The organism is Mesorhizobium sp. M0910 (assembly GCF_040319465.1).
Classification (GTDB): domain Bacteria; phylum Pseudomonadota; class Alphaproteobacteria; order Rhizobiales; family Rhizobiaceae; genus Mesorhizobium.
The window spans coordinates 328,558-352,756 of sequence record NZ_JAMYNZ010000002.1 but is presented as its reverse complement, the minus strand read 5'-3'; the positions used below and the strand labels follow the sequence as shown (position 1 = coordinate 352,756).

Here is a 24,199-nt window from a genome sequence, read left to right as displayed (position 1 = left end):
CTCGCTTCGCGAGCGGCCGCGTTGCAAACCATCGCAGCCGTTGCGTTCAGCCGTTCCCCAAATGTTCTTGCCTTCGCCGGAAATCTGTGGTTGTCTCCGGTGACGCCGTTCGCGGCATGATCGCAAAGGCTTGGGGCAAAAGCCTGCATCCGGGGTGAAGACATGGTGGCGCGGGTTCGCACGGTTGCTTTCCAAGGCATCGAGGCCGTGCCGGTCGACGTGCAGGTGATGATCGCGCCGGGCAAGGTCAACATGCACATCGTCGGGCTGGCCGACAAGGCTGTAGCCGAAAGCCGCGAGCGGGTGCAGGCAGCACTTCATGCATCCGGCCTGTCGATGCCGTCGAAGAAGGTCACCGTCAATCTGGCACCCGCCGACCTGCCGAAGGAAGGCAGCCACTACGATTTGCCGATCGCGCTCGGGCTGATGGCGGCGCTCGGCGCCATTCCGGGCGACATGCTCGCCGGCTATGTCGTGCTTGGCGAATTGTCGCTCGACGGAACCATTGCCGCGGTGGCCGGCGCGCTGCCGGCGGCGATCGGCGCCAATGCCGAAGGCAAGGGCCTGATCTGCCCGTTCGCCTGCGGGCCGGAAGCGGCCTGGGCCGGCAAGGATTTCGACATATTGGCGCCGCGCAGCCTGATTGCCATCGCCAATCATTTTCGCGGCACGCAGGTTCTGTCACGGCCGGAAGCCGGCATCCATGCCGCGGCGCGCGACCTGCCCGACCTTGCCGACATCAAGGGCCAGGAGACCGCCAAGCGGGCGCTGGAGGTGGCGGCCGCCGGCGGCCACAATCTTTTGATGGTCGGGCCGCCGGGGTCGGGAAAGTCGATGCTGGCGCAGCGGCTGCCGTCGATCCTGCCGCCGCTGGCGCCCAGGGAATTGCTCGAAGTCTCGATGATCGCCTCGGTGGCCGGCGAGCTCGGGGAAGGAAAGCTCACCGACCGGCGGCCGTTCCGCGCGCCACATCATTCGGCTTCGATGGCGGCGATGGTCGGTGGCGGGTTGCGCGTGCGGCCGGGCGAGGCCTCGCTCGCCCATCACGGCGTGCTGTTCCTCGACGAGTTTCCCGAATTCTCGCCGCAGGCGCTCGATGCGCTGCGCCAGCCGCTGGAGACCGGCGACTGCATGATCGCGCGCGCCAATCATCGCGTCACCTATCCGGCGCGCATCCAGCTGGTCGCGGCGATGAACCCGTGCCGCTGCGGCATGGCCGGCGAGCCGGGCTATCGCTGCCTGCGCGGCGACCGCTGCCGCACCGACTACCAGGCGCGCATTTCCGGCCCGCTGCTCGATCGCATCGATCTCAGGATCGAGGTGCCGGCGGTCTCGGCCAGCGATCTGATCCGGCCGGACCGGGCGGAGAAGAGCGCAGCTGTGGCACTACGCGTCGCCCGCGCCCGTACGATCCAGCGTGAGCGTTTCGAACGGCTCGGCGCGACCTCCGCCACCACCAACGCGCATTGCTCGCCGTCGGTCATCGAGGAGATCGCCATGCCGGATGCCGCCGGCCTGTCGCTGCTGAGGGATGCCAGCGAAAAGCTCGGCTTTTCCGCACGAGCCTACCACCGCGTCTTGAAGGTGGCGCGGACACTGGCCGATCTTGAGGCCAGCGAGACGGTCGGCCGCATCCATCTGGCCGAGGCGATTTCCTACCGCATGAGTTCGGAGCGGATGGCACAAGCGGCGTGAGGGACGCTCCCCTCCCCCTTGAGGGGAGGGTGGCCGCGAAGCGGCCGGGTGGGGTCAGTGGTGGGACCCTCGGCCTTGCTGTATTTCGAAACCGATCCGCGTGCGGAGCGTTGCCGTGCTCTTCCCGAGGCGCATCGTCAGAATGGGCGTCAGCGCACTGCACCCAGGACCCCTCCCGGCCCTTCGGGCCACCCTCCCCTTGAGGGGAGGGGGACGCTGGCGACTATCGCTCCTGCCCTTTCGCCTTCAATTCCAACCTCCGCGCGTGCAGCACTGGCTCGGTGTAGCCGTTGGGCTGGACGCGGCCTTTGAAGACGAGATCGCAGGCGGCGAGGAAGGCGATGGACTTGTCGAATTCCGGTGCCATCGGCCGGTAGAGCGGATCGCCTTCATTCTGGCGGTCGACGATAGCCGCCATGCGCTTCATCGTCTCCATGACCTGCTCGGGCGTGCAGACGCGGTGATGCAGCCAGTTGGCGATGTGCTGAGAGGAGATGCGCAGCGTGGCGCGGTCCTCCATCAGGCCGACGTCGTTTATATCTGGTACTTTCGAACAGCCGACGCCCTGGTCGATCCAGCGCACGACATAGCCCAGAATCCCCTGCGCGTTGTTGTCGAGCTCCTTCTGGATGTCTTCCTGAGACCAGTTCGGCAGCCTTGCCACCGGTACCGACAGGATGTCGTCGAGCCTGGCCTTGGGCCGGCTCTTCAGAGCCTGCTGCACGGCGTGGACGTCGACCTTGTGGTAGTGCGTGGCATGCAGGGTTGCTGCCGTCGGCGACGGCACCCAGGCGGTGTTGGCGCCGGCCTTGGGGTGCGCGATTTTCTCGGCCAGCATTGCCGCCATCAGGTCGGGCATCGCCCACATGCCCTTGCCGATCTGGGCGCGGCCGGCCAGCCCGCATTCGAGGCCGGTATCGACGTTCCAGGCTTCGTAGGCGGCAATCCAGGCGGCCTGTTTCATGTCGCCCTTGCGGATCATCGGGCCGGCTTCCATCGAGGTGTGGATCTCGTCGCCGGTGCGGTCGAGAAAGCCGGTGTTGATGAAGACGACGCGATCTTTCGCGGCGCGGATCGCCTCCTTGAGGTTGACGGTGGTGCGCCGCTCTTCGTCCATGATGCCCATCTTGATGGTGTTTTTCGCCATGCCGAGCAGCGCTTCGACGCGGTCGAAAATCTCGACCGCGAAGGCAACTTCGTCGGGCCCGTGCATCTTGGGCTTTACGATATACATTGAGCCGGCGCGAGAATTGGCGCGCCGCCCCTTCGGGCCGATGTCGTGCAGCGCGATCAGCACCGTCAGCGCCGCATCCATGATGCCTTCCGGCACCTCGTTGCCTTCGCGGTCTAATATCGCCGGATTGGTCATGAGGTGGCCGACATTCCTGACCAGCATCAGCGAGCGGCCGGACAAGGTCAGCGTGCCGCCATCCGGCGCGGTATAGGTGCGGTCGGGGTTGAGCCTGCGGACAAAGCTCTTGCCGGCCTTGGTGATCTCTTCCGCCAAGTCGCCCTTCATCAGGCCGAGCCAGTTGCGGTAGACCAGCACCTTGTCCTGCGCATCCACCGCGGCGACCGAATCCTCGCAGTCCTGGATGGTGGTCAGCGCAGATTCCAGCACGACATCGGCAATGCCGGCCGGATCGGTGCGGCCGATCTGGTTGTTGTGGTCGACAACGATTTCGATGTGCAGGCCGCTCTTGACCAGCAGGACGGCTTCGGGATTGGCGGCATCGCCGCGATAGCCGGCAAACTGCTTGAGGTCGGCAAGCGTGGTGGCGCCGGCACCCTCGCCGAGCCGCAACATGCCGTTGGCGACCGAAAGCCCGTTGACGCCGGCCCATTTGCCTGTGGTGAGCGGCGCCGCCTCGTCGAAGAAGCTTTTCACCCAGGCGACGACCTTGGCACCGCGCGCCGGATTGAATTTGTTGCCTCGCTCGGCGCCGTCCGTCTCCGGAATGGCATCGGTGCCGTAGAGCGCATCGTACAGCGAACCCCAGCGCGCATTGGCGGCGTTCAGCGCATAACGCGCGTTCATCACCGGCACCACCAGCTGCGGCCCGGCGACCGAAGCGATTTCAGGGTCGACATTTTCGGTGGTCACGCTGAACGCCGGCCCCTCGGGCAGGAGATAGCCGATCTCGCGGAGGAACGTCTTGTAGGCCTCCATGTCGACGGGCGCGCCATTGTCGCGGTACCAGCGGTCGAGCTTGTCCTGCATGGCGTCGCGCTTTTCGAGCAGCGCCCGATTTTTTGGCGAGAGATCATGGACGATGGCCGAAAAACCGTTCCAGAATGCCTCCGCCTCGATGCCGGTGCCCGGCAGCGCCTCGTTCACGACGAAATCATGAAGCTCGCGGGCAATCCGCAATCCGGCGATCTCGACGCGATCGGTCATCAGGGCTTCTCCAGACGAAGGCTAGGCCGGGCCTTTGACATGTCAGGGTGGCAGGGTCAATTCGGCTTAGGTGAAGGTAGGGCGTTTTCGCTGCCGATCTCCCCCCTCGAGGGGGAGATGGGCGCGAAGCGGCCAGAGGGGGTCGGTTCGACCGGGCTCGGCCTCCTGCGGCACAAGGAAGTCGCGCTTCATGCGAGGCGACCCCCTCTGTCGCCTTCGGCGACATCTCCCCCTCGAGGGGGGAGATTACGCGCTCACACCGCAATCCTTGGCCGTCCCGACGCGATCGCCACGACATGCGCCTCGATGAACATGCGCTGGCCCTCGACGGTCGAGACGCGGAACTCGCTTGCGATTTCGATCTCGGCGCTGTCGGTGCCGGCGTCCTTCGCGCGTCCAGCGGCAATCGCCCGCACATCTTTCTCCGCCGCCGCGATTGCCGCCGCCTCGTCGTTGAAGTCCCGCACGCTTTCGCCTGAGGCGACACGGAACAGCCCTTCCTTGGGCTGGCTGACCCGCGCCTCGGCCGAGACCCGGACCTGGCCGACGACGGCGCCGAGCGCATTCGCGACATCGGTATCCTCCGGCACCACGCATCGATTGCCGACCAGCTCAGCCAGCCCGGCATAGTGCAGCGGCGCCGAGGCGCCGAGGCCGATCACCGGACGGTCGAGCGCGACGCTGAGGCGGGCGATGCCTGGATGGGCGTCGACGGCACGCTGGACCAGCGCATGGGCGACGGTCGCCGCGCCATCCAGCCCATCCTCGGCGAAGGCGGTCTCGAGGATGACTTCGGCCGACAGGCGGGTCAGCGCGGTCAGCACCCGTTCCGAGATCGCCTCCGGCGAGGCGGCGATGAACTGGCCGCGGCCGTCGCGCCTGCGCGCGAACAGCTCGGCGCCGAGACGCGCCGCGGCCGCATCCCAATTGGCCTGCCTGCCCAGCACATGCGCGGCATCCGACGGCGTGAAGCCGGCGACATGCACCAGCCCGCGCGACACCAGCCGGTTCAAGGTGGCGTTCTGGGCATTCGAGGTCAGCAATCTGTCGAGAGCCTGCGGCACGGCACCGATCGGTTCGTAAAGCTTGGCTTCGGCACCGGTCAGTCCGGCCGCCAGCCGCTCCGGCACGCCGGTTCGAACCGCCAGACGTCCGTCCATGCGACCAGGATTGGGAGCCCGCAGCTGGCGTTCCAGCTCTGATGCAACCGCCTCGCCATGTATCATGCCGGCCAGCGCCAGCGGCACCAGGCGGCGCGGCCCGAGCAGGATTTTCGGGTTGAGCACGCCGTCCTCCAGCGCCACTTCGGAATCGCCGCCCAGGCCAAAGGTGCGCATGGCGACCGCTTCGACCATGGTGCGGAAGCCGCCGACGGTGGCGCCTTCCGGATCGAGCCGCGGCCGACCCTTGTCGAGCACGGCGACGTCGGTGGTGGTGCCGCCGATGTCGGAGACCACGGCATCGTCGAGGCCGGTCATGTGGCGGGCGCCGACGAGGCTGGCGGCCGGGCCGGACAGGATCGTCTCGATCGGCCGCTGGCGGGCAAAGGCGGCCGAGACCAAAGCGCCGTCGCCGCGCACCACCATCAGCGGGGCGGCGATGTTGCGCGCGGCCAAAAAGCCTTCGGTTGCCGCGACCAGCCGGTCGATCATCGAGATCAGTCTGGCGTTGAGCAAGGTCGTCAGCGCCCGGCGCGGCCCGCCGAGCTTGGCCGACAGTTCGTGGCTGGCGGTGACCGGCAGGCCGGTTACGTCGCGGATCAGGTTCCGCGCGCTTAGCTCGTGCGCCGGATTGCGGGTGGCGAAATAGGCGCAGACTGCAAAGCCGGACACCGACTTTTCCCATTCCGGCAAAGCTGCCTCCAGCCCGGACAGATCGAGCTTTGCCGCATTGCCGTGGACATCGTGGCCGCCGGGGCAGAACACCACGGGATCGGTGCCAAGTGCGGCCTTCAGCCCGTCGCGGGCAAGGTCGCCCTCGGCAAAGCCGATCATCACCAGCGCGACCCGGCCGCCCTGGCCCTCGACCAGCGCGTTGGTGGCAAGCGTCGTCGACATCGACACCAGTTTTATCGCAGTCGGGTCGGTGCCGGCTTTTTGCAGCACCGCATCGACCGCGCCCGATATGCCGACGGCGAGATCGTGGCGCGTCGTCAGCGCCTTGGCCTTGGCCAGAACTTTGCCGCTTGGGCCACCGGCCTCCGACCACAGCACCGCGTCGGTGTAGGTGCCGCCGGTGTCGATGCCGAGGAACAGGGGTGAGGGTTTGGGCCTGGCGGTCATATTTGCGTCCGGAGAATTCGTCTCCGCCCCTTAGCGGATACCGGCCGATCGATAAAGCCGTGATGGCTGGGCCACGGGCGATGATCGTGGTGACGGCCAATCTCCCCCCTCGTGGGGGAGATGTCCGGCAGGACAGAGGGGGCGCTGTCCCGCCGACCTTGCCACGATCTAAGGCACCTCGGCGAGCCCCGCCGCAATCACGATATGCTGGCAGACATTGTCGATGTCGCGGATGATGTCATCGTTCCAGAAACGCAGGACGGTCCAGCCGTCCTGTTCCAGGCGCACTGTCCTTGCTTCGTCTCTGGCAACAGCATCGGCTTCGGTATGCTAGGAGCCGTCGACTTCCACGATCAGCTTCTGCTCCGGGCAGGCGAAATCGACAATGTAACCGGCGACCGGAAGTTGTCGCCGAAAGCCAAGCCCCATCAGCCGGTGCGCGCGAAGCTCGTTCCAGAGCTTCAATTCAGCAGAGGTCATGACCTTACGCATCGATCGGGCATTTGCGCGGTGTTTTGGAGGCAATGGCGTATGAGGCATTGTACTGCTGAAATTGGCGCTCTATGGCGCCCCCCTCTGTCCTGCCGGACATCTCCCCCACTTGGGGGGAGATTGGCAGCTTGGCCGGACAGCCCTCCTACCCCACAAACCCCACGCGCTTGTGCGATCCATCGCAGAACGGCTTGTTGGCGGAATGGCCGCAACGGCAGAGGAAGGCGCGCTGGGTGCGGTCGACCGTGTGGCCGGTGCCGGTGACGATTTCGACATTGCCTTCGAGCTTGAGCGGGCCGTTGGTCGTCGGTGTGACGGTCAGCGGGCCATTGCGCGCCTCCAGCGCCGGCGTATCCTTCAGCGGCGGCTCGCCCGTGGCGGTGAAGCCTGCCTTGGCGTGGCTGCCGTCGAAGAACGGCTTGTTTTCCGAGGCGCCGCAGCGGCACAGCGTGGCGCGGAAGAACGTCTCGCCGCCAAGCACGATCTCGGCGTGCACCGCCAGCGGGCCGTTCTCCCTGATGCGCACGGTGTTGACCACCGGCGGCTGCTCCTGCGGCCCGCCATCCTTGCGGATATAGGTGATGGCGCCGGACGGGCAGGCTTCGGCGAGCGCCACGATCTTCTCGACGCTGGCCGCCTCGGGGTGGATCCACTGGCCGGGCGCATTGGGCACGAAGACATGGGGATCGCCCAGCACGCAATTGCGCGAATGGATGCAGCGGCGCCCGGAAAAGCCGATATCGATTTTTTCGCCTTCGACCGTGCCTGCCATGGGTGCATCTCCTTGCTGAAGGCGTCACGCTATGGCGGCGGCCGGGACGGCGTCAAGCTGCCTGAGAGGCTGGGCGCCTGATCTCCCCCCTTGAGGGGGAGATGTCGCCGAAGGCGACAGAAGGGGGGCGTTGCGCGTGGAGCGCCGGCATCATCTGTCCGCGATGGGACGTCGCATCAGGACGTACCGACCCCCTCTGGCCTGCCGGCCATCTCCCCCTCAAGGGGGGAGATTTGCCACGTCACGGCACCAGATCGATTTCCTCGGTCTCGCCGCCGCTGCAGGTGTAGCAGCAATCGTCGCACTTTTCCGTGTTGCCGGGGCCGACACCCCAATAGGTGCTGTCGTCGCCATCGACCCAGGCGCCATAGCAGATCGATTCGCCGTCATTGCAGGACAGCGGGATCGACTTGGTCTCGCCGTCGTTGAGATAATAATCCTGATTGTTGCCCGGCCAGACATGGTCGCGGTCCTGGCTGTAGAGTTCGACGCGCATGGCGTTCGGATGGCTGTTCTTGATCTCGAAGGTGACATCGCCGGCATGCGCGACGGGCGCAAACAAGGCGGCAAGGCAAAGCGCCGCGGCAGCGCGGCGCACGGAAGCGTAAAACATTGGATATTCCCCCCGGAATGAAACGGCCTGCCCGGCCGCGAGGGGGAACATGGCATGGCGGCGGGATGGGTGGAAGGGGGTTGCGCCGCCTACTTCGCCAGATGTGGAGAGAATGGATTTTCAGGTCCTTATGAGCAAAAGCGTCAAACTCCACCGGATAAGATCGTGAGAATTGTGGCTATGGCTATCTAATCAAACACAATTCTGCTTTGCTTCAACAATGGCGGCGATCAACCTTCCAATACAAATCACTTACGACACAAGAGGCTCAACACCTTTGGTGGACGTAATAGCGGCGCTGCAAGCAGCAGACATAGCAATCCAGGATGCCGTTTCCTTACTTCCCAGCCTAATCGATGGTGTTCACATCGAGCGGAGTCAGATAAATGTTCGCTCTTTGTCCCAAGAAAGCCCCCTTCGGGAGCTATTCGTGGTGTCGCTGATCGTTGCCTTTCAGGACGATTTGAAAACCGAGATTCCGCCAATGCTTGAGGACCTTTTCAAGGTCAACATACCGGACTCGTACGACTCGTTGGTCACGGTCGTTACGATGATAGTCCTGTTTTACGGCGCGTCGTTTTTGAAGGATGCAGCGGTAAAGGCGGTGGAGGATGGCGCGCTCAGGCGGAAACTAGACAACATTGTCGATCAGCTAGCCAAAAACACCGGTAAGTCGAAAGAGGACATAAAGAAGATTCTTGATGCGAAGTATGGGAAACCCGCCACGGTAAAGCGCTTGGCGAAGGCGGTGCAGGGCTTCTTCATTCCAAGCCAGCGTGAAGGCGGTGTGCCAATCCTATTTGATAGAGAACGTGTCGAGTCAGAAGTCGTCAAGCAAATCCCATATGCCGAAGAGTTCAGCGCCAAAGAGGATTTTGAACGGTACGACAGTTACGACGACGTCACGCTTGAAATACACGCTCAGGACAAGGACAAGATCAATACCGGCTGGGCGGCTGTCCCGAAAGGCGTCACAGAATCGCGCCTCAGAATGAAGCTGGTCGACCCGGTGACGGCTCATGATATCTGGACCAAAGATACCGTTCGGGGGGATATCACCATTGTTTCTAAGCTCACAAGCGACGGCTATACACCGGCGGAAATCCATCTGACCGCCGTACGCAATTCGGACTAACCAAGCTCAAGAGTCCACTTTATCATCTTCGAACATTGCAGAGGAACGCAGCGGTAAATCCGCTAGGGCTGATTCGTGGATCTCCTGTTTCAGTAGAACTTTTTTAGCCGCAGTTTAAGGACTTGTTTGAGCGGGAGGACTAAGCTCAGGGGCACCAAGTACTGGCCACTTAGTCTCAATCTTCTTAAGAAGATTCAATCCAACACCCAACGTTGTTGGAGCAACAATGGTTAATACAATGCCTACCAAAGCCAAGATAACACCTAGAGAGATGTTATTCCAGAGATTACTTAAGCTGTCTATTACAGGTTGTTGAGTGGAAATTCTTTTGTCAACGTCGCTCTCAATCTGTCTAATTTTCTCAGAAAGCCCTTGAAGTGACAATATCTCTTTGCTCATGCCCCGAACAAGTTCGTTATCAATATCGTTTATAGCTTTTCCGTCATAAAGGTACGGTGGGCTTGATGTTCTATCCAAGCTACAAAACCAGATCTTAAAGGCGGGATCTCCTTCACATATCTGAACGGGCGATGGGCTGGCGTTGTAAACCGCGTATATCAGCTTTCCTTTGTACCCTGGATCAACGTGAAATCCCGAAACGTTAATAAGCCCTTGGTACTTAATGCGCGTCCGCATAGATATGAACGCCATAGCATCTGAAGGTATCGACACCTCCTCTTTTGTAAGGAGAAATGCGAACTGCCCGGGAGGAATCAAAAAGCATTGCTTCTCCGCTAAAACAGTTTTTCCTTGATGTTCTCCAGATAGTTCCGCCGTCTTAAAAAGGACATTACCCATGCGTAAGTTGTACGCATTCGCATCTATGTGCAATGGGTCAAAATCCATTACAACGGATTGGTTAGCTAGAAGCTTTTCGCCGCTCCAGAATCCACCGCCGCCAAGATTATTCCGTGATGTAGAACTGGCGCTCACGCAATTCGCTCCTGCGCTGTATTACAGCTTCGTGGAGGTTGAGGCCTCGCTCTTCAGATATCTGTGCAACCCATGTCATGATGTCGATGTTGGCGCTACGCATAATAGGAAGGCAGTCTTCGGCGTGATCAATCTTCTCGCATGCGTCCGCAAACCGACCAGCTGCATCAGCAAAAGTGCGAAGCGGGTCGATTTGGGTGGCAGGTTTGACGGCAACATTTGGTGCGGGCAGATGCTGATGGAGTGTATTTGCTGCGCTAAGACAGACAAGTGCAGTGTCAGTCAACGTCCGGTCATAAGCCTTTGGCTCAGTCAAGCCGCGCGCCAGCCGTCCCACGTATTTGCAGTAGTGGAGTCCGTAATGTTTTAGCCTGTCGTTTTTATGCAAGCACAGGATATCGGAGTGGTTCCTCCGATCATGATGATACTGCTCCTGTTGCAGTTGCAGCATGTCGCCATCTGAAAACATAATCGCGCTCCCTTCCCCCAGGTTCGCGTTGCCATCCTGATTCTGAAGCCGAATCAAGCCGCATACCACGACTTTTGCGGCAAATCGGAGTTTCCCACAAGTTATTAAAGTAAGCGTGAAACCGAAGAAGGGGGCCACAGAAACGGTTTCGACTCACGTGATATATAGAGAGGATGTTTTGGCGATCCATCCTTATTCGAGCCGAGTGCACGAATTTCGCACCCAGTTTCCCGAACGAGTTGCTCAACGTCACGCAATCTCGAGGTAGCTGCCGGTAGATATTGCCGTGGCGGGCGAATGACACCCCAGCCCAAAACGATGAAGCCGCCAGCCTCTTTCACCTCAGTCGCTGCCCGAAGAATGTGACCATCGTTCAGCGGCCCGACAGGGTCACCGCTTGCCCATAACTCTCTAGACAATGTTGCAATGCGCGCCCACGGGTTTATGAACGTAAGTCGTTCGCAACCCCATAGTTTGGCATACCCAATTCCCCGCCGCAGAGTGGCGTCATCGGCCTCTTCATCGGCGATACTTGGATTGTGAAGCAAAAACGCCACCGGCGGCCGCCGTCCACCGATGGGACGGTCGAGGCGATAACGGTACTGTCGACATTCCGAGAAGATGGCTGTCAATGGTGCGCGCTCAGCAATGTGTCTGTTGGGGCGCAAATGGCCGCTGCGGGGCGACTCTGAAGTGCAAGGCCGGGAACCCGCAATGGCGAGTAACTATTTTCGCCGTGCAACGCTGGTCTGAAATTCCACTGCGTCCGGCCACAGGCACAGCCCCCTCAATCCCCCATCTTCAGCGCCTGGATAAACGCCTCCTGGGGAATATCCACCTTGCCAAACTGGCGCATCCGCTTCTTGCCCTCTTTCTGCTTGTCGAGCAGCTTGCGTTTACGCGAGACGTCGCCGCCGTAGCATTTGGCGGTGACGTCCTTGCGCAGCGCCGAGATGGTTTCGCGGGCGATGACCTTGCCGCCGATCGCCGCCTGGATCGGGATCTTGAACAGATGGTGCGGGATCAGCTCCTTCAGCTTCTCGCACATCTGGCGGCCGCGCTTTTCCGCCGCCGTGCGGTGGACCAGCATCGACAGCGCGTCGACCGGCTCCTCGTTGACCAGGATCGACATTTTCACCAGGTCGCCCTCGCGATAGTCGGTCAGGTGATAGTCGAAGGAGGCATAGCCCTTGGAGATCGACTTCAGACGGTCGTAGAAGTCGAAGACCACCTCGTTGAGCGGCAAATCGTAGATCAGCATGGCGCGCTTGCCGACATAGGACAGGTCGGCCTGGATGCCACGCCGGTCCTGGCAGAGTTTCAGGATGCCGCCGAGATAGTCGTCGGGGGTGAGGATGGTGGCGCGGATCCACGGCTCCTCGATGGCCGATATCTTGACCACCTCGGGCATGTCGGCCGGATTGTGCAGTTCCTTGACCGTGCCGTCGTTCAACAGCAGGCGGTAGACGACCGAGGGTGCGGTGGCGATGAGGTCGAGGTTGAACTCGCGCTCCAGCCGCTCCTGGATGATTTCAAGATGCAAAAGGCCGAGGAAGCCGCAGCGATAGCCGAAGCCGAGCGCGGCGCTGGTTTCCATTTCAAAGGAGAAGGACGCGTCATTGAGGCGCAGTTTGCCGACCGCGGCGCGCAGGTCTTCGAAATCGGCGGCGTCGACCGGGAACAGGCCGCAGAACACCACCGGCTGCGCCGGCTTGAAGCCGGGCAGGGCTTGTGCCGTCGGGCGCTTGTCTTCGGTGATGGTGTCGCCGACGCGGGTGTCGGCAACCTCCTTGATCGAGCCGGTGAAGAAGCCGAACTCGCCGGGGCCGAGCTCGTCGACATTGATGCGGGCGGGCGTGAAGACGCCGGTGCGCTCGACCAGGTATCTGGCGCCGGTGCCCATCATGCGGATGGTCTGGCCCTTCTTCAGCACGCCGTCGATGATGCGCACCAGCACGATGACGCCGAGATAGGCGTCGTACCAGCTGTCGACCAGCATCGCCTTCAAGGGGGCCGCGATGTCGCCCTCGCGCGGCGGTGGCAGATCGTTGACGATCGCTTCCAGCACGTCGGGGATGCCCAGCCCGGTCTTGGCCGAGATCAGCACGGCGTTGGAGGCGTCGATGCCGATCACCTCCTCGACCTGCTCGCGGATGCGCTCGGGCTCGGCAGCGGGCAGGTCGACCTTGTTCAGCACCACGACGATCTCATGGTTGTTGTCGATCGCCTGGTAGACATTGGCCAGCGTCTGCGCCTCGACCCCTTGCGAGGCGTCGACGACCAGCAGCGAGCCCTCGCAGGCGGCAAGCGAGCGCGACACTTCATAAGCGAAGTCGACATGGCCGGGCGTGTCGATCAGGTTGAGGATATAATCCTCGCCATTGTTGGCGCGGTATTTCAACCGTACCGTCTGCGCCTTGATGGTGATGCCGCGCTCGCGCTCGATGTCCATCGAGTCCAGCACCTGCTCCTTCATGTCGCGCAGCTCCAGCCCGCCGGTCGACTGGATCAGCCGGTCGGCAAGCGTGGATTTGCCATGGTCGATATGGGCAACGATGGAGAAGTTGCGGATGTTCTTGATCGGCGTGGTCATGCGGCGCGCTTTAGCAGGGGCACGGTATATCGGCAAGCGGCGGGGCGCGGGTGCGGCGGCAAGGCGGCAAAGTCGTTAAACTTTGATCCATGAGATTAGAGCATAGTTTGCGCCCGGCGTGGTAGCCCACCGGTCTATCGCCGTTTCGGGGGGATCGGAATGCCGCTGTCAGCACGCAAATTTCTCAGATCGGTGAGCGGCTCGTTCGCGCCGATGCTCGCCATCCTGCTTATCCCGATGGTTGCCGCATTGGGCTTTTCCATCGACTATACCTCGGCGGTTTCAACCAGGGCATCGATGCAGAACGCCCTCGATGCAGCGTCGCTGTCGATCACGACGCTTGCGACGGACACCTCATTGGCGGACCGTCAGGTAAAACTGCAGGAGGTATACCTGGCCAATGGCGGGCAAGGCACGGCCAAGCTCGACAGCTTCGTCGTCGCCACCGACGGCGCCGCCAGCATCAAGGCTTCGGCCGGCTTTGCCATGCCGACGAATTTCATGCAGATCGCCAGGATCAACACGGTGCAGGTCGGCGTTGCGTCGGCAGTGACAAAGCGGCCGGCATTGGTGCAAGCCACGTTCAAGGTGACCAAGGTCTCGGGCTGGTGGGGCAAGACAATGACGCTCTACGGCACCAAATTCGGGGACACGGTGGCCAACAAGCTGATGAAGATCACCTACACATACAACGGTTATGGCGATCCGAAAGGCTATGGCACGGCGACCGTCTCCACCATCAACGGAGCGACGATCACTACGGTCCAGCAGCAGGTGTGTACGACCACCACGGTGCTCAGCTTTTATGGGCTGCCCAGCACCACGATCACCCAGACCGCTTCCAACGGCAAGAAATATGCGACCACCTGCGTCAACACCATGTACCCGGCGACCGGTGCCGGCGCGGTGATCGACGTCAGCCAGATGGACCAGCTCTACCTGCAGATGGATGTGCCGTCAGGCAATCCAACGGTGCTCAAATCGAACGATCCGGCGACATCGAACCGCCTCTACGCGGACGGCGTCGAGATCGCCAGTGGCCAAACGGTCGATATCTTTACGCTGGTGCCGTGCGGCCAGACCAGCACACAAGCGTGGGAAGACGGGGGATCGCCGGTGCCGACATCTCCGACCATCACCGATTCCAACGCGGACTTTTTCTACACAGTAACCGGCAAGTGCGCCTTCAATCAGCGGGCATCGGAAACGCTGTTGACACAATAGGACGCCGCAGCTGAGTGCGAGGGCATATCGGCCCGCTTAGGCTGCCCGTCCATCACACCGCCGCCCGTCACACCGGGTGGCGTGTTGGTTGCGAGCGACCGTCTTCCCTTTGCCCCCTGTGGGAGAAGGCGGCCGAGCGAAGCTCGGTCGGATGAGGGGTGTTCCAGGGAACGCCGACGCCTCATTGCTTCCAGCACCCCTCAACCGTCTCGGCGCTTCGCGCCGATTCACCTTCTCCCACAAGAGGAAGAGAGAGCTGCGAACGATCACGAAGCGGTGATGCTGTAACGAACCGTGTTTCGGCGGCGAAGTGTGGACATGGAACCGCACAGGAGAACAGCGATGACCGGATCGAAACGCAGCACAGCCCTGATGGGGCTCGCCGCGGTACTGTTTTCGGCAACTGTGCTGTCGGCAACCGGCGCGGCCGCCGGCCAGACGCAGACCGTCGTCGAGCTGTTCACCAGCCAGGGCTGCTCGTCCTGCCCGCCGGCCAACGCCAATCTGATCAAGGTCAAGGACCGGCCCGGCGTGCTGGCGCTGTCCTTCAACGTCACCTACTGGGACTATCTCGGCTGGAAGGACACATTCGGCAAAGAAGAATTCACGCAGCGCCAGGTCCGCTATGAACCGTCGCTCGGCCGTTCCGGCCCGTTCACGCCACAAGTGGTGGTCAACGGCAAGGCCGATGCGGTCGGCGCCAGGCCCGGCGAGATCGAGCAGCTGATTTCGAGCGGCGGCCGCGCCGACGGACCTTCGCTGTCGCTCGCCGGCGGGATGGTCAGCATCGGCGCCGGTCCGGTGCCCGGAGGCAAGGCCGACGTCTGGCTGGTGCGTTACGGCAAGGGCGTCGTCGAGGTGCCGGTGGCGCGCGGAGAAAACACCGGCCGCACGCTGCCGCACGCCAATGTCGTGCATTCGCTGACCAGGCTGGGCAGTTGGACCGGCGACGCCACCGCGCTGCCGCTGCCGGCGACGACGGGCGGCCTTAGCACGGCGGTGCTGGTACAGGTGCCGGGCGGCGGGCCGATCCTTGCTGCCGCTACGAATTAGAAACCCGCGCGAAATTCCCCCAACGCGCAGCGGCGCCGCCGCATGCCGTCAACCCCTGCCAAACCCTAGGAGATCATCATGACCAATCGTTTGACCAATCGCCCGACCCTGGCGGTACTCGCCTTCGCACTTTGCTCGGCGGCGCTGTTCGCAGGAGGCGCGGCGCGAGCCGAAGATGCGATGAAGCCGGCGATGGCGACAAACGCCATGAAGCCGGCAACGGGCGCCATGAAGCCGGCAACGGACGCAATGAAGCCGGCCGGCGCCATGGCGGCTGACGCGATGGCCACGACCGCGATGAAGGCGACCGATCCGATGAAGGCCGACTGCATGAACAAGGCCGACGCCGAGACGGACGCCATGAAGAAGGCAGAGGCGACCAAGGCCTGCGATGCCATGGCTCCGGCCAAATAGGCGATGCGCACAGCAATGTGAGAGCCCGGCGGACCTATCCGTCGTATAATCCACGCCACATCATGGGAGATCAGACATGACCGCAGCCGTGAAACGATCGTCGATTTTCGCAAAAGCAGCAGCTGCCGCGCTCATCCTCACGGCCGCCGCCGCCGTATTCTGGCAGACCCCGGCAGTCTCGGCCGAAGACGCGGTGGTGATCCCGCCGCCGGCAATGGACGAGAAGGCCACCGCCGGCACCGAAAAGGCGGTCTTCGCCGGCGGCTGCTTCTGGGGTGTGCAAGGCGTGTTCCAGCACGTCAAGGGCGTCACCAGCGCCGTCTCCGGCTATGCCGGCGGCGACAAGGACACGGCCGTCTATGAAATGGTCGGCACCAGCCGGACGGGCCATGCCGAATCCGTCGAGATCACCTACGAGCCGTCCAAGGTTACTTACGGCCAGCTGCTGCAGGTGTATTTCTCGGTGGCGCACAATCCGACGCAACTGAACTACCAGGGGCCGGACAGCGGCACACAGTACCGTTCGACGATCTTTGCGGAAAACGACACGCAGAAAAAGATCGCCGAAAGCTATATCGCCCAGCTCGACAAGGCCAAGGTGTTTCCTAAGCCGATCGTGACGACGCTGGAGACCGGCAAGAGCTTCTATCCGGCCGAGGACTACCACCAGGACTTTCTGACCCTCAACCCGACTTATCCCTATATCGTCTACAATGATTTGCCCAAGGTCGAGAACCTGAAGCGGCTGTTCCCCAACCTCTACAGCGAAAAGCCGGTGCTGGTGCTGGCCGCTAACAAGAGCTGAGCTTTTGCGCCGGCGGGCGCGACGGAGAATAAGCGTCGGCGATCCTTCGCACCCCCTCTGTCCTGCCGGACATCTCCCCCGCAAGGGGGGAGATCGGCTATCACCTCGACCTTCGCCAAATCTCCAACGTTCAGGACGAGCGGAGCGCTGAAACTGCTAATCTCCCCCCTTGCGGGGGAGATGGCCGGCAGGCCAGAGGGGGGTGCTGTCCCGCCAACGTCTCGAAACTACCTCCCCTTTTTCCAGGGCAGGCTCCAGCGCACTTTCTCCAGCGTCGCCTTTGCCTCGGCCGAGTCCGGGTCGGGCTCTGTCTCGCGATAATGCGCCGAGCCCTCAGGCGGGTAGGCAAGCGTGTTGTTGAGGGCGAATTTGTCGATCTGGCTGAAGTCGGGGAAAGGCAGATTTTGCGCCTCGCGCCAATCGCCGACCCTTTTCTCCGCGGCGATGCGTTTTTCGTCGTCGACCGGAAGGTCGGTGGCTCTGTATTCCAGTGACGAAGGGAAGGCGAACTGCGCGCCGGCATCATCCATGACGTTGATCATGGACAACAGGATGTCCTCGCGGATGGCTTGAAAATCGGCCACGTCGGCGGTTTTGATATAAGTGAACACGTCGATATCGAGCGAATAGGCGCCGAAGCCGGCAAAGCGCACGCGGCACGGCTCATCGACAACGCGCGGATGGGCAATCAGCAGCTTGCGCAGCTCGGCCAGGACGTAACGCAGCTGATCGGGCGTCGTCTCGTAGCGCAGCTGCAGCGTCGTCGCGAACCGGGTGCGGTCGCGATGGGCGTAGTTCTCGATCTGCATGCCGGCGAAATCCGAGTTCGGCACCGAGATGATGGTGCGGTCGAGCGACCTGATGCGCGTCGAGCGCATGCCGATATGCTCGATCGTGCCGGACTGGTCGCCGAACTTGCAGAAGTCGCCGACGCTTACCGGCCGGTCGGCATAGAGCGTCAGGCCGGAGAGGAAGTTCTGCAGCGTCGGCTGCGCGGCCAGCGCCACCGCCAGACCGCCGATGCCGAGACCGGCGATGACGCCTTCGTAGGGGATGGCGAGCACTTCGGCCAACAGCAGGAAGGCGACGACCAGCACGGCGACGCGTGCGACGCCGGTGGACAGCGAAATCAGCGTGTCGTGATAGCCGGGCACTTGCCACAGTCCGCGATAGTGTTCGGCGACCTTGCCGATCAGATGCCAGACCACCGGCACGGCGCCGATCACGATCAGGCTCCAGGCGATTGCCTTGACCGGGGCGGCGACCACTTGCGGCAGACCGAGCGGGCGCAGCGTCAACAGCAGGAAGAAGCCAAGCACGATCGAGCGCACCGCCCATTCGACGATGCGGAAGAAGGCCGGGCTGTCCGTCCTTCGCACAAACAAGGAAATCAGCGCATTGGCGATGAAGCCGAAGACGATGCCGGCCAGTGCGGCAAGGCCGAGCATCCACCATTGCCAGTGCTCCATCGGGCCGGCGCGGGTGAGCAGGCCGGGGCTGATCTCGCGGGCGAGGCCACGGGCGATAAAGAACGGGTCGGTGCTGGCGAAGGCGGCGAATTCCGGCGCCACCGGCACGTCTTCGACGTCGGCGTAGAGCGCGCGGATGTGGGCGAGCGTCTCGGGCGTGAACTGCCAGATCTTGCGCTTGCCGGTGCCGTCGGGGTCAGTCTCGACCGGGCCGATGACGATGTTGCCGGCGGGATGCTCGAAATAGACGAAGGGGGTGTTGCTCTTCGGATCGTCGGGGATCTCCTGCCAATAGACGTAGCCGATGCGGTCGATGACCTTTTTGAGATAGCGCTCGAGCAGGAACGCCTCGTCGCCACGCACCGCCTGACTGTAGTTGCGCAGGTCGAGCGCCGCCTGTGCCGGATCGCCGGCTTCGGTGAGGCCGCTCAACAGCACCTTGAACGTATCGCGCGGCGAGGCGAGCCTGCTCGGATCGTCGACCATGTCTACGGCTTCGCCACGCGCTTCCTGGAATTCGGCGAGCTTGGCCTGAAGCTGGCCAAGTGGCGGCCCGACGATGAACCAGTCGCCATTCTTGCGGCGAAAAGTGACGGCGAAGGAGACCCTGGTGCCGTATTGCGGCAGCGTCGCCGTCACCTCGTCGCTGGAAATAATGTCATGCGGCAGGCTCCACAGACGGAACGTCGCGTTGTCGATGACGGTGAACAGCAGCTTGGTGTAATCGGGCATGTTGAGGCCGCCGCGGTCGGCCTCGGTGACGTCGACGAGACCCGCCGCCAGACCGGCAAGACCCATGCCGCCGCCGGTGGCGCGCGGCACGTTGTCGGCGCCGCTCTCGTTCATCGTCTGCAGGAACGAGCGCATGGTGCTCATCGGGCTCGACTGGTCGACACGCACGTCCTCGACGGCGCTGACGCGCACACCTGTCCACCATTCGGCGGTGGCGGCATCGAAGCGGCCCATGAAGCTGCCGCCGTCAGGCGATTGGACGAAGGTGAAGGCGCCCTGGCGGTCGCCTTCGAACCAGTGGCCGACAAGCTTGTCGCCTTCGGCCTTTGCCTCGATACGGCCGTTATAAAGCGGGTACACGCCCTTTACGTCGGCGCCGGTCTGCTCGAACTTGATCTGGGCGCCGCCGCCGCGCCATTTCGTGTCCCACACGCCCGTCCAGTTGGCCGCGTCCTGGGCATGCGCCTGCGGCATGGCCGGCAGCAGGCCGGCAAGCGCGAGTGCGCCGATCAGCGCGACTGTCCGGATCAGCAAAAGCAACAGCCGATCCTGTCCTGCCGCAGAAAAGGGGTTCATTCTGTTGCCCTTCTTCTTGCCGGCGATTCTGCTGGGCCGGCCAGAGAAGGTTATTCCGCTTGAAGATGAATATTCTGTTTCAGGCGGCGACGGCGATGCCGGTCAGTCATAGGTCAGATCCGTCGCCTTGCCACCGAACACGCGGTAGGCAAAGAACGAATAGAAGATGATGATCGGCAGCACGACGGCCGTGCCGACCAGGATGACGGCCAGGCTTTCGGGTGCCGAAGCAGCCTGCCAGATGGTCAGCCGGTCGGGCACCACGAAGGGGTAGAAAGACCAGGCGAGGCCGGCAAAGCCGAGCGTGAAGATCGCGGCCAATGTCAGGAACGGGAGCAGCGCGTGGCGGTCGCCGGGTTTCGGCATATGGAAGGTCTGGCGCCACAGCCACAGGAACAGCACTGCCGACAGGATCGGCAGCGGCGACAAATAGAGCATGGCCGGCCAGACGAACCATTTGTCGAAGATGCGCGCGCTGGCAAAGGGCGTGGCCAGCGATACCGCGACCATGCCGAGCGCGGTCAGCACCAGCGCCGTGCGCAGCCACAGCACCGCCTTCTTCTGCAGATCGCCTTCCGTCTTGTAGATGACCCAGGCCGCGCCCATCGCCGCGTAGGCCGCGGCAAGGCAGAGCGCCACCAGCGCGCCGAACGCCATGCCGCCAGGGCCGACGTCGAGGCCGAGCACATAGACGCCGAGCATATAGCCCTGCGCCAGCGACGCGATGACCGAGCCGAGGAAGAAGATGCGGTTCCAGCGGTGCTTCCTGCCGGCCGGCACCTTGGCGCGGAAATCGAAGGCGACGCCGCGCAGGATCAAGCCGACCAGCAGTACGAAAACCGGAATGTAGAGCGCGGTCAGGATGGTGCCGTGCGCCAGCGGGAAGGCGACCAGCAGCAGGCCGACCGCCAGCACCAGCCAGGTCTCGTTGGCGTCCCAGAACGGGCCGATGGCGGCGATCATCGTATCCTGTTCGGTGCCTTCGGCTGCGGCGAACAGGATGCCGATGCCGAGATCGAAGCCGTCGAGGATGACGTAGATCAGGATGGCGAGGCCCATCAGCCCGGCGAAGATCAGAGGCAGCAGGGTCGGCCAGTCGAAGCTCATGATGTTTCTCCTGGTTGCGCAACCGGCTGCGACAGCGGCCTGTTCATGACGCCCGGCAGCGGCGAGGTGTCTCCATCCTTCGCCGCCTTCAATGCCAGATGCACCAACACGCTGAGATAGGCGACCAAGAGCAGCACGTAGAGGATGAGGTAGACCGCGAGCGACAGCGCGACATGGCTGCCGGCGACCGGCCCGACAGCATCGGCGGTACGCAGCACGCCGGTGACCAGCCAGGGCTGGCGGCCGATCTCAGTGGTGTACCAGCCGGCCAGCGTCGCCAGCCAGCCGGACAGCGCCATAGGCACCATGACGAGCGCCAGCGGCTTGGGCAGGCTGTGGCGGCGCTTGAGGAAGAAGGCCGCCGACCAGGAGACGGCGAGCATAAGGAGGCCGGTGCCGACCATGATGCGAAAGCCCCAGAACACCGGAAATACCGGCGGATGGTTGCCGGCATAATCGTTCAGCCCCGGCACGACGCCGCCGGCGCTGTGCCTGAGGATGAGGCTGGCGCCGTCGGGAATGGTGAGCTCGAACCTGTTCTCGCTCGCCGCTTCATCGGGAAGCGCAAACAGCACCAGCGGCACGTTGGGACCGGTGTTCCAGTTGGCCTCCATGGCGGCGATCTTCTGCGGCTGGTGTTCGAGCGTGTTGAGGCCGTGCTGGTCGCCGGCGAAGATCTGGATCGGGATCAGGATCGCGGCGGTGAAGACGCCGGTGCGCAGCGCCTTCCACATCGATTCCGAACGATCGCCGTAGAGATAGCGCAGCGCCGACAGGCCGGCGATCAGGAACGAGACGGTCAGCCCCGAAGCAAGCAGCATATGGACGAGCCGGTAGGGCATGGACGGATTGAAGACAACGGCCCACCAGTCGGTGGCGTGCGCTACACCATCGCGCATCTCGAAGCCGGCCGGCGTCTGCATCCACGAATTGAGTGCTATGATCCAGAAGGCGGACAAGGTGGTGCCGCCGGCCACCAGCACCGTCGCCAGCGTATGGACGCGGTTCGAGACGCGGCGGAAGCCGAACAGCATGATGCCGAGGAACGCCGCCTCGAGGAAAAAGGCGGTCAGGATCTCGTAGGCCAGCAGCGGGCCGGCAATGTTGCCGACCGTCTCCATATAGCCCGGCCAGTTGGTGCCGAACTGAAAACTCATGGTGACGCCGGAAACCACGCCCATGGCGAAGGACAGCGCGAATACCTTAACCCAGGTGAAATAAGCGCGCATCCAGGCCGAATCGCCTGTCGCGTTGTAGCGGAGCTTGAAGAACAGCAGCACCCAGCCGAGCGCGATGGTGATCGCCGGGAACAGGATGTGGAACGAGATGTTCGCGCCGAACTGAATGCGCGACAGAATGAGCGGGTCCATGGCGGCTCCGGCTGCTGCTTGTTTGTACAAGGATAGGCTTCATGCGCGGGACGGTCAAAGCGGCGTCCCGCCGCGAGGCGGAACGCCGCAGTGTCGGTGAATCTGTTTTTGCCTGGATTTGGCTGGACGATCGGCCAGGTGTCGCCTATTCCGGCGAACCTCGATGTCCAGAACTGTCAGGAGCGGCATTGACATCCGGGTTTGCGAACCGACATTCAGCGGATTAAATCAACAACTCTGTTTCAAGCAGCCGTTTTCAGCCATGCAGCCGATCATCTCGATTTCCGGGGTCACCAAGACCTACGCCACCGGCTTCAAGGCGCTGAAGGAGATCAATCTCGATATAGTGCGCGGCGAGATCTTTGCGCTGCTCGGTCCGAACGGCGCCGGCAAGACGACGCTGATCTCGATCGTCTGCGGCATCGTCAACCGCTCCTCGGGTTCCGTCACCGTCGACGGCCATGACATCAACCGCGACTACCGCGCGGCGCGCAGCCTGATCGGGCTGGTGCCGCAGGAACTGACCATCGACGCCTTCGAGAGCGTGTGGGCGACGGTTAATTATAGCCGCGGCCTGTTCGGCAAGCCGGCGGACAAGGCGTTCGTCGAAAAAGTGCTGCGCGACCTGTCGCTCTGGGACAAGAAGGACGCCAAGGCGATCACGCTGTCCGGCGGCATGAAGCGCCGGCTGATGATTGCCAAGGCGTTGTCGCACGAGCCGCGCATCCTGTTCCTCGACGAACCGACGGCAGGCGTCGATGTCGAGCTGCGCCAGGACATGTGGGCGATGGTGCGCCGGCTGCGCGAAGACGGCGTCACCATCATCCTGACCACGCACTACATCGAAGAAGCGGAGGCGATGGCCGACCGCGTCGGCGTCATCAACCGCGGCGAGATCGTGCTGGTCGAGGACAAGGCCGAGCTGATGCGCAAGCTCGGCCGCAAGCGGCTTGTGCTGGAACTGCGCAGTCCCCTGGCCACCGTTCCCGACGCCTTTTCGCGCTACGCGCTGGAGCTTTCGCCGGATGGCGGGCAGCTGACCTATACTTATGACAACCAGAGCGAACGGCCGGGCGTCGCCTCGTTGATCCGCGAGCTCGAGGCGGCCGGCATCCAGTTCCGCGACATCGATACGGAAAACAGCTCGCTTGAGGAGATCTTCGTCAATCTGGTGAGGAAACCGGCATGAACCCGCGCGCGGTCATGAATCTTCATGCGGTATGGGCGATCTATCGGGTGGAGATGGCGCGCGCCCTTCGCACGGTGCTGCAGAGCATTGTTTCGCCGGTCATTTCCACGTCGCTCTATTTCGTCGTTTTCGGCTCGGCCATCGGCTCGCGCATCACCGAGATCGACGGCATCAGCTACGGCGCCTTCATCGTGCCGGGGCTGATCATGCTGTCGCTGCTGACGCAGTCGATCTCCAACGCTTCTTTCGCCATCTATTTTCCGAAATTCGTCGGCTCGATCTACGAATTGCTGTCGGCGCCTGTGTCCTATCTGGAGATCGTCATCGCCTATGTCGGGGGTGCGGCGACAAAGTCGATCGTGCTTGGCCTGATCATCCTGGCGACGGCCTCGCTGTTCGTGCCGCTTCACATCGAGCATCCGTTCTGGATGCTCGCCTTCCTGGTGCTGACGGCGGTGACCTTCAGCCTGTTCGGCTTCATCATCGGCATCTGGGCGAAGAGCTTCGAGCAGCTGCAGCTGGTGCCGCTGCTGATCATCACGCCGCTGACCTTCCTCGGCGGCAGCTTCTATTCGATCAACATGCTGCCGGGCATCTGGCGCACGGTGACGCTGTTCAACCCGGTCGTCTACCTGGTCAGTGGCTTCCGCTGGAGTTTTTACGGCAAGTCCGACGTTTCGGTCGGCGTCAGCCTCGGCATGACGGTTGTTTTCCTGCTCGTCTGCATAGCAATCGTCGCCTGGATCTTCAGGACCGGCTACCGGCTGCGCAACTGAGCGACTGGCCTGCCAGGCAAAGCAGCCTTATCAGTCAACGGAAACAGCGCTGAGTGCAGCCCTTGCGACGATGCCCTTGATCTTCATGTTTTGTTATATATC

At 62.8% G+C, this 24,199-nt stretch carries 19 protein-coding genes and 1 pseudogene; 8 read left to right on the top strand and 12 right to left on the bottom strand.

Features of this window, described 5'->3' with window-relative positions; translation table 11 throughout:
- Positions 1 to 162: 162 nt before the first annotated feature.
- Positions 163 to 1,695 (top strand): YifB family Mg chelatase-like AAA ATPase, encoded by a 1,533-nt coding sequence (locus NKH78_RS05570; RefSeq protein WP_352686193.1) that lies wholly within the window; start codon positions 163 to 165, stop codon positions 1,693 to 1,695.
- A 223-nt stretch (positions 1,696 to 1,918) separates the two neighbouring features.
- Here NKH78_RS05570 and NKH78_RS05565 read toward each other — a convergent pair whose 3' ends face one another.
- The 5 genes and pseudogenes from NKH78_RS05565 to NKH78_RS05545 all read right to left on the bottom strand — a co-directional run bounded on the left by NKH78_RS05565 (position 1,919) and on the right by NKH78_RS05545 (position 8,252).
- The gene (locus tag NKH78_RS05565) at positions 1,919 to 4,093 is read right to left on the bottom strand and encodes a malate synthase G (RefSeq protein ID WP_352691908.1); all 2,175 of its coding nucleotides are present in this window, start codon (positions 4,091 to 4,093) and stop codon (positions 1,919 to 1,921) included.
- A gap of 254 nt (positions 4,094 to 4,347) precedes the next feature.
- Entirely contained in the window at positions 4,348 to 6,375 is a 2,028-nt protein-coding gene (locus tag NKH78_RS05560) for a hydantoinase/oxoprolinase N-terminal domain-containing protein (protein ID WP_352882229.1), read from the bottom strand.
- A 168-nt stretch (positions 6,376 to 6,543) separates the two neighbouring features.
- A pseudogene (locus tag NKH78_RS05555) lies at positions 6,544 to 6,915 on the bottom strand (endonuclease domain-containing protein).
- A gap of 97 nt (positions 6,916 to 7,012) precedes the next feature.
- Complete coding sequence (locus NKH78_RS05550; RefSeq protein ID WP_352882227.1) at positions 7,013 to 7,639, bottom strand: CDGSH iron-sulfur domain-containing protein; 627 nt, start codon at positions 7,637 to 7,639, stop codon at positions 7,013 to 7,015.
- A 241-nt stretch (positions 7,640 to 7,880) separates the two neighbouring features.
- A complete protein-coding gene (locus NKH78_RS05545) occupies positions 7,881 to 8,252 on the bottom strand; it encodes a hypothetical protein (RefSeq protein ID WP_352648388.1) in 372 nt (123 codons plus the stop codon).
- Between the two features lie 220 nt (positions 8,253 to 8,472).
- On the opposite strand from NKH78_RS05545, the gene NKH78_RS05540 reads away from it, so the two are divergent.
- On the top strand, positions 8,473 to 9,387 hold the full coding sequence (locus NKH78_RS05540; RefSeq protein ID WP_352737832.1) for a hypothetical protein: 915 nt from the start codon (positions 8,473 to 8,475) through the stop codon (positions 9,385 to 9,387).
- A 114-nt stretch (positions 9,388 to 9,501) separates the two neighbouring features.
- On the opposite strand, the gene NKH78_RS05535 is transcribed toward NKH78_RS05540, so the two are convergent.
- From NKH78_RS05535 to lepA, 4 genes are all read right to left on the bottom strand, one after another.
- Positions 9,502 to 10,320, bottom strand: coding sequence for a dCTP deaminase domain-containing protein (locus NKH78_RS05535; RefSeq protein WP_352691870.1), 819 nt, complete (start codon positions 10,318 to 10,320; stop codon positions 9,502 to 9,504).
- Entirely contained in the window at positions 10,292 to 10,789 is a 498-nt protein-coding gene (locus NKH78_RS05530) for a hypothetical protein (RefSeq protein WP_352691872.1), read from the bottom strand. The genes NKH78_RS05535 and NKH78_RS05530 overlap by 29 nt, the downstream gene beginning before the upstream one ends.
- A 104-nt stretch (positions 10,790 to 10,893) precedes the next feature.
- Positions 10,894 to 11,421 (bottom strand): DUF1643 domain-containing protein, encoded by a 528-nt coding sequence (locus tag NKH78_RS05525; RefSeq protein WP_352882224.1) that lies wholly within the window; start codon positions 11,419 to 11,421, stop codon positions 10,894 to 10,896.
- 155 nt (positions 11,422 to 11,576) lie between these two features.
- Entirely contained in the window at positions 11,577 to 13,382 is a 1,806-nt protein-coding gene (lepA, locus tag NKH78_RS05520; RefSeq protein ID WP_352691876.1) for a translation elongation factor 4, read from the bottom strand.
- Positions 13,383 to 13,541: 159 nt separating this feature from the next.
- Here lepA and NKH78_RS05515 point away from each other — a divergent pair, with 159 nt between their 5' ends.
- The 4 genes from NKH78_RS05515 to msrA all read left to right on the top strand — a co-directional run bounded on the left by NKH78_RS05515 (position 13,542) and on the right by msrA (position 16,878).
- A complete protein-coding gene (locus NKH78_RS05515; protein WP_352691878.1) occupies positions 13,542 to 14,606 on the top strand; it encodes a TadE/TadG family type IV pilus assembly protein in 1,065 nt (354 codons plus the stop codon).
- A gap of 342 nt (positions 14,607 to 14,948) precedes the next feature.
- Positions 14,949 to 15,659 (top strand): DUF1223 domain-containing protein, encoded by a 711-nt coding sequence (locus NKH78_RS05510; protein WP_352691879.1) that lies wholly within the window; start codon positions 14,949 to 14,951, stop codon positions 15,657 to 15,659.
- Positions 15,660 to 15,737: 78 nt separating this feature from the next.
- The gene (locus NKH78_RS05505) at positions 15,738 to 16,073 is read left to right on the top strand and encodes a hypothetical protein (protein WP_352691881.1); all 336 of its coding nucleotides are present in this window, start codon (positions 15,738 to 15,740) and stop codon (positions 16,071 to 16,073) included.
- 76 nt (positions 16,074 to 16,149) lie between these two features.
- A complete protein-coding gene (gene msrA / locus NKH78_RS05500; RefSeq protein WP_352476876.1) occupies positions 16,150 to 16,878 on the top strand; it encodes a peptide-methionine (S)-S-oxide reductase MsrA in 729 nt (242 codons plus the stop codon).
- Positions 16,879 to 17,105: 227 nt separating this feature from the next.
- Here msrA and NKH78_RS05495 read toward each other — a convergent pair whose 3' ends face one another.
- From NKH78_RS05495 to NKH78_RS05485, 3 genes are all read right to left on the bottom strand, one after another.
- Entirely contained in the window at positions 17,106 to 19,655 is a 2,550-nt protein-coding gene (locus NKH78_RS05495) for a mechanosensitive ion channel family protein (RefSeq protein ID WP_352882221.1), read from the bottom strand.
- Between the two features lie 102 nt (positions 19,656 to 19,757).
- Positions 19,758 to 20,762 carry a cytochrome d ubiquinol oxidase subunit II gene (locus NKH78_RS05490; RefSeq protein ID WP_352509391.1) on the bottom strand — a complete coding sequence of 335 codons (1,005 nt, stop codon included), beginning with the start codon at positions 20,760 to 20,762 and terminating at the stop codon, positions 19,758 to 19,760.
- Positions 20,759 to 22,132, bottom strand: a complete 1,374-nt coding sequence (locus NKH78_RS05485) for a cytochrome ubiquinol oxidase subunit I (protein WP_254818041.1) — start codon at positions 22,130 to 22,132, stop codon at positions 20,759 to 20,761. The genes NKH78_RS05490 and NKH78_RS05485 overlap by 4 nt, the downstream gene beginning before the upstream one ends.
- Positions 22,133 to 22,394: 262 nt before the next feature.
- Between NKH78_RS05485 and NKH78_RS05480 the strand changes: the two genes are divergently transcribed.
- Both NKH78_RS05480 and NKH78_RS05475 read left to right on the top strand, forming a co-directional pair.
- Positions 22,395 to 23,321: an ABC transporter ATP-binding protein gene (locus tag NKH78_RS05480; RefSeq protein WP_352509392.1), complete on the top strand. Its 927-nt coding sequence runs from the start codon at positions 22,395 to 22,397 to the stop codon at positions 23,319 to 23,321.
- Positions 23,322 to 23,335: 14 nt separating this feature from the next.
- A complete protein-coding gene (locus NKH78_RS05475; RefSeq protein WP_352509411.1) occupies positions 23,336 to 24,097 on the top strand; it encodes an ABC transporter permease in 762 nt (253 codons plus the stop codon).
- The last annotated feature ends 102 nt before the right edge of the window (positions 24,098 to 24,199 follow it).

Bases quoted from the DNA above. Each gene is read 5' to 3' on its own strand.
- NKH78_RS05485 (WP_254818041.1), bottom strand. From the start codon at position 22,132: ATGGACCCGCTCATTCTGTCGCGCATTCAGTTCGGCGCGAACATCTCG.
- NKH78_RS05495 (WP_352882221.1), bottom strand. From the start codon at position 19,655: ATGAACCCCTTTTCTGCGGCAGGACAGGATCGGCTGTTGCTTTTGCTG.
- NKH78_RS05530 (WP_352691872.1), bottom strand. From the start codon at position 10,789: ATGTTTTCAGATGGCGACATGCTGCAACTGCAACAGGAGCAGTATCAT.
- msrA (WP_352476876.1), top strand. From the start codon at position 16,150: ATGACCGCAGCCGTGAAACGATCGTCGATTTTCGCAAAAGCAGCAGCT.
- NKH78_RS05550 (WP_352882227.1), bottom strand. From the start codon at position 7,639: ATGGCAGGCACGGTCGAAGGCGAAAAAATCGATATCGGCTTTTCCGGG.
- NKH78_RS05480 (WP_352509392.1), top strand. From the start codon at position 22,395: ATGCAGCCGATCATCTCGATTTCCGGGGTCACCAAGACCTACGCCACC.
- NKH78_RS05570 (WP_352686193.1), top strand. From the start codon at position 163: ATGGTGGCGCGGGTTCGCACGGTTGCTTTCCAAGGCATCGAGGCCGTG.
- NKH78_RS05490 (WP_352509391.1), bottom strand. From the start codon at position 20,762: ATGAGCTTCGACTGGCCGACCCTGCTGCCTCTGATCTTCGCCGGGCTG.
- NKH78_RS05510 (WP_352691879.1), top strand. From the start codon at position 14,949: ATGACCGGATCGAAACGCAGCACAGCCCTGATGGGGCTCGCCGCGGTA.
- NKH78_RS05505 (WP_352691881.1), top strand. From the start codon at position 15,738: ATGACCAATCGTTTGACCAATCGCCCGACCCTGGCGGTACTCGCCTTC.
- NKH78_RS05565 (WP_352691908.1), bottom strand. From the start codon at position 4,093: ATGACCGATCGCGTCGAGATCGCCGGATTGCGGATTGCCCGCGAGCTT.
- NKH78_RS05560 (WP_352882229.1), bottom strand. From the start codon at position 6,375: ATGACCGCCAGGCCCAAACCCTCACCCCTGTTCCTCGGCATCGACACC.
- lepA (WP_352691876.1), bottom strand. From the start codon at position 13,382: ATGACCACGCCGATCAAGAACATCCGCAACTTCTCCATCGTTGCCCAT.
- NKH78_RS05515 (WP_352691878.1), top strand. From the start codon at position 13,542: ATGCCGCTGTCAGCACGCAAATTTCTCAGATCGGTGAGCGGCTCGTTC.
- NKH78_RS05545 (WP_352648388.1), bottom strand. From the start codon at position 8,252: ATGTTTTACGCTTCCGTGCGCCGCGCTGCCGCGGCGCTTTGCCTTGCC.
- NKH78_RS05475 (WP_352509411.1), top strand. From the start codon at position 23,336: ATGAATCTTCATGCGGTATGGGCGATCTATCGGGTGGAGATGGCGCGC.
- NKH78_RS05540 (WP_352737832.1), top strand. From the start codon at position 8,473: ATGGCGGCGATCAACCTTCCAATACAAATCACTTACGACACAAGAGGC.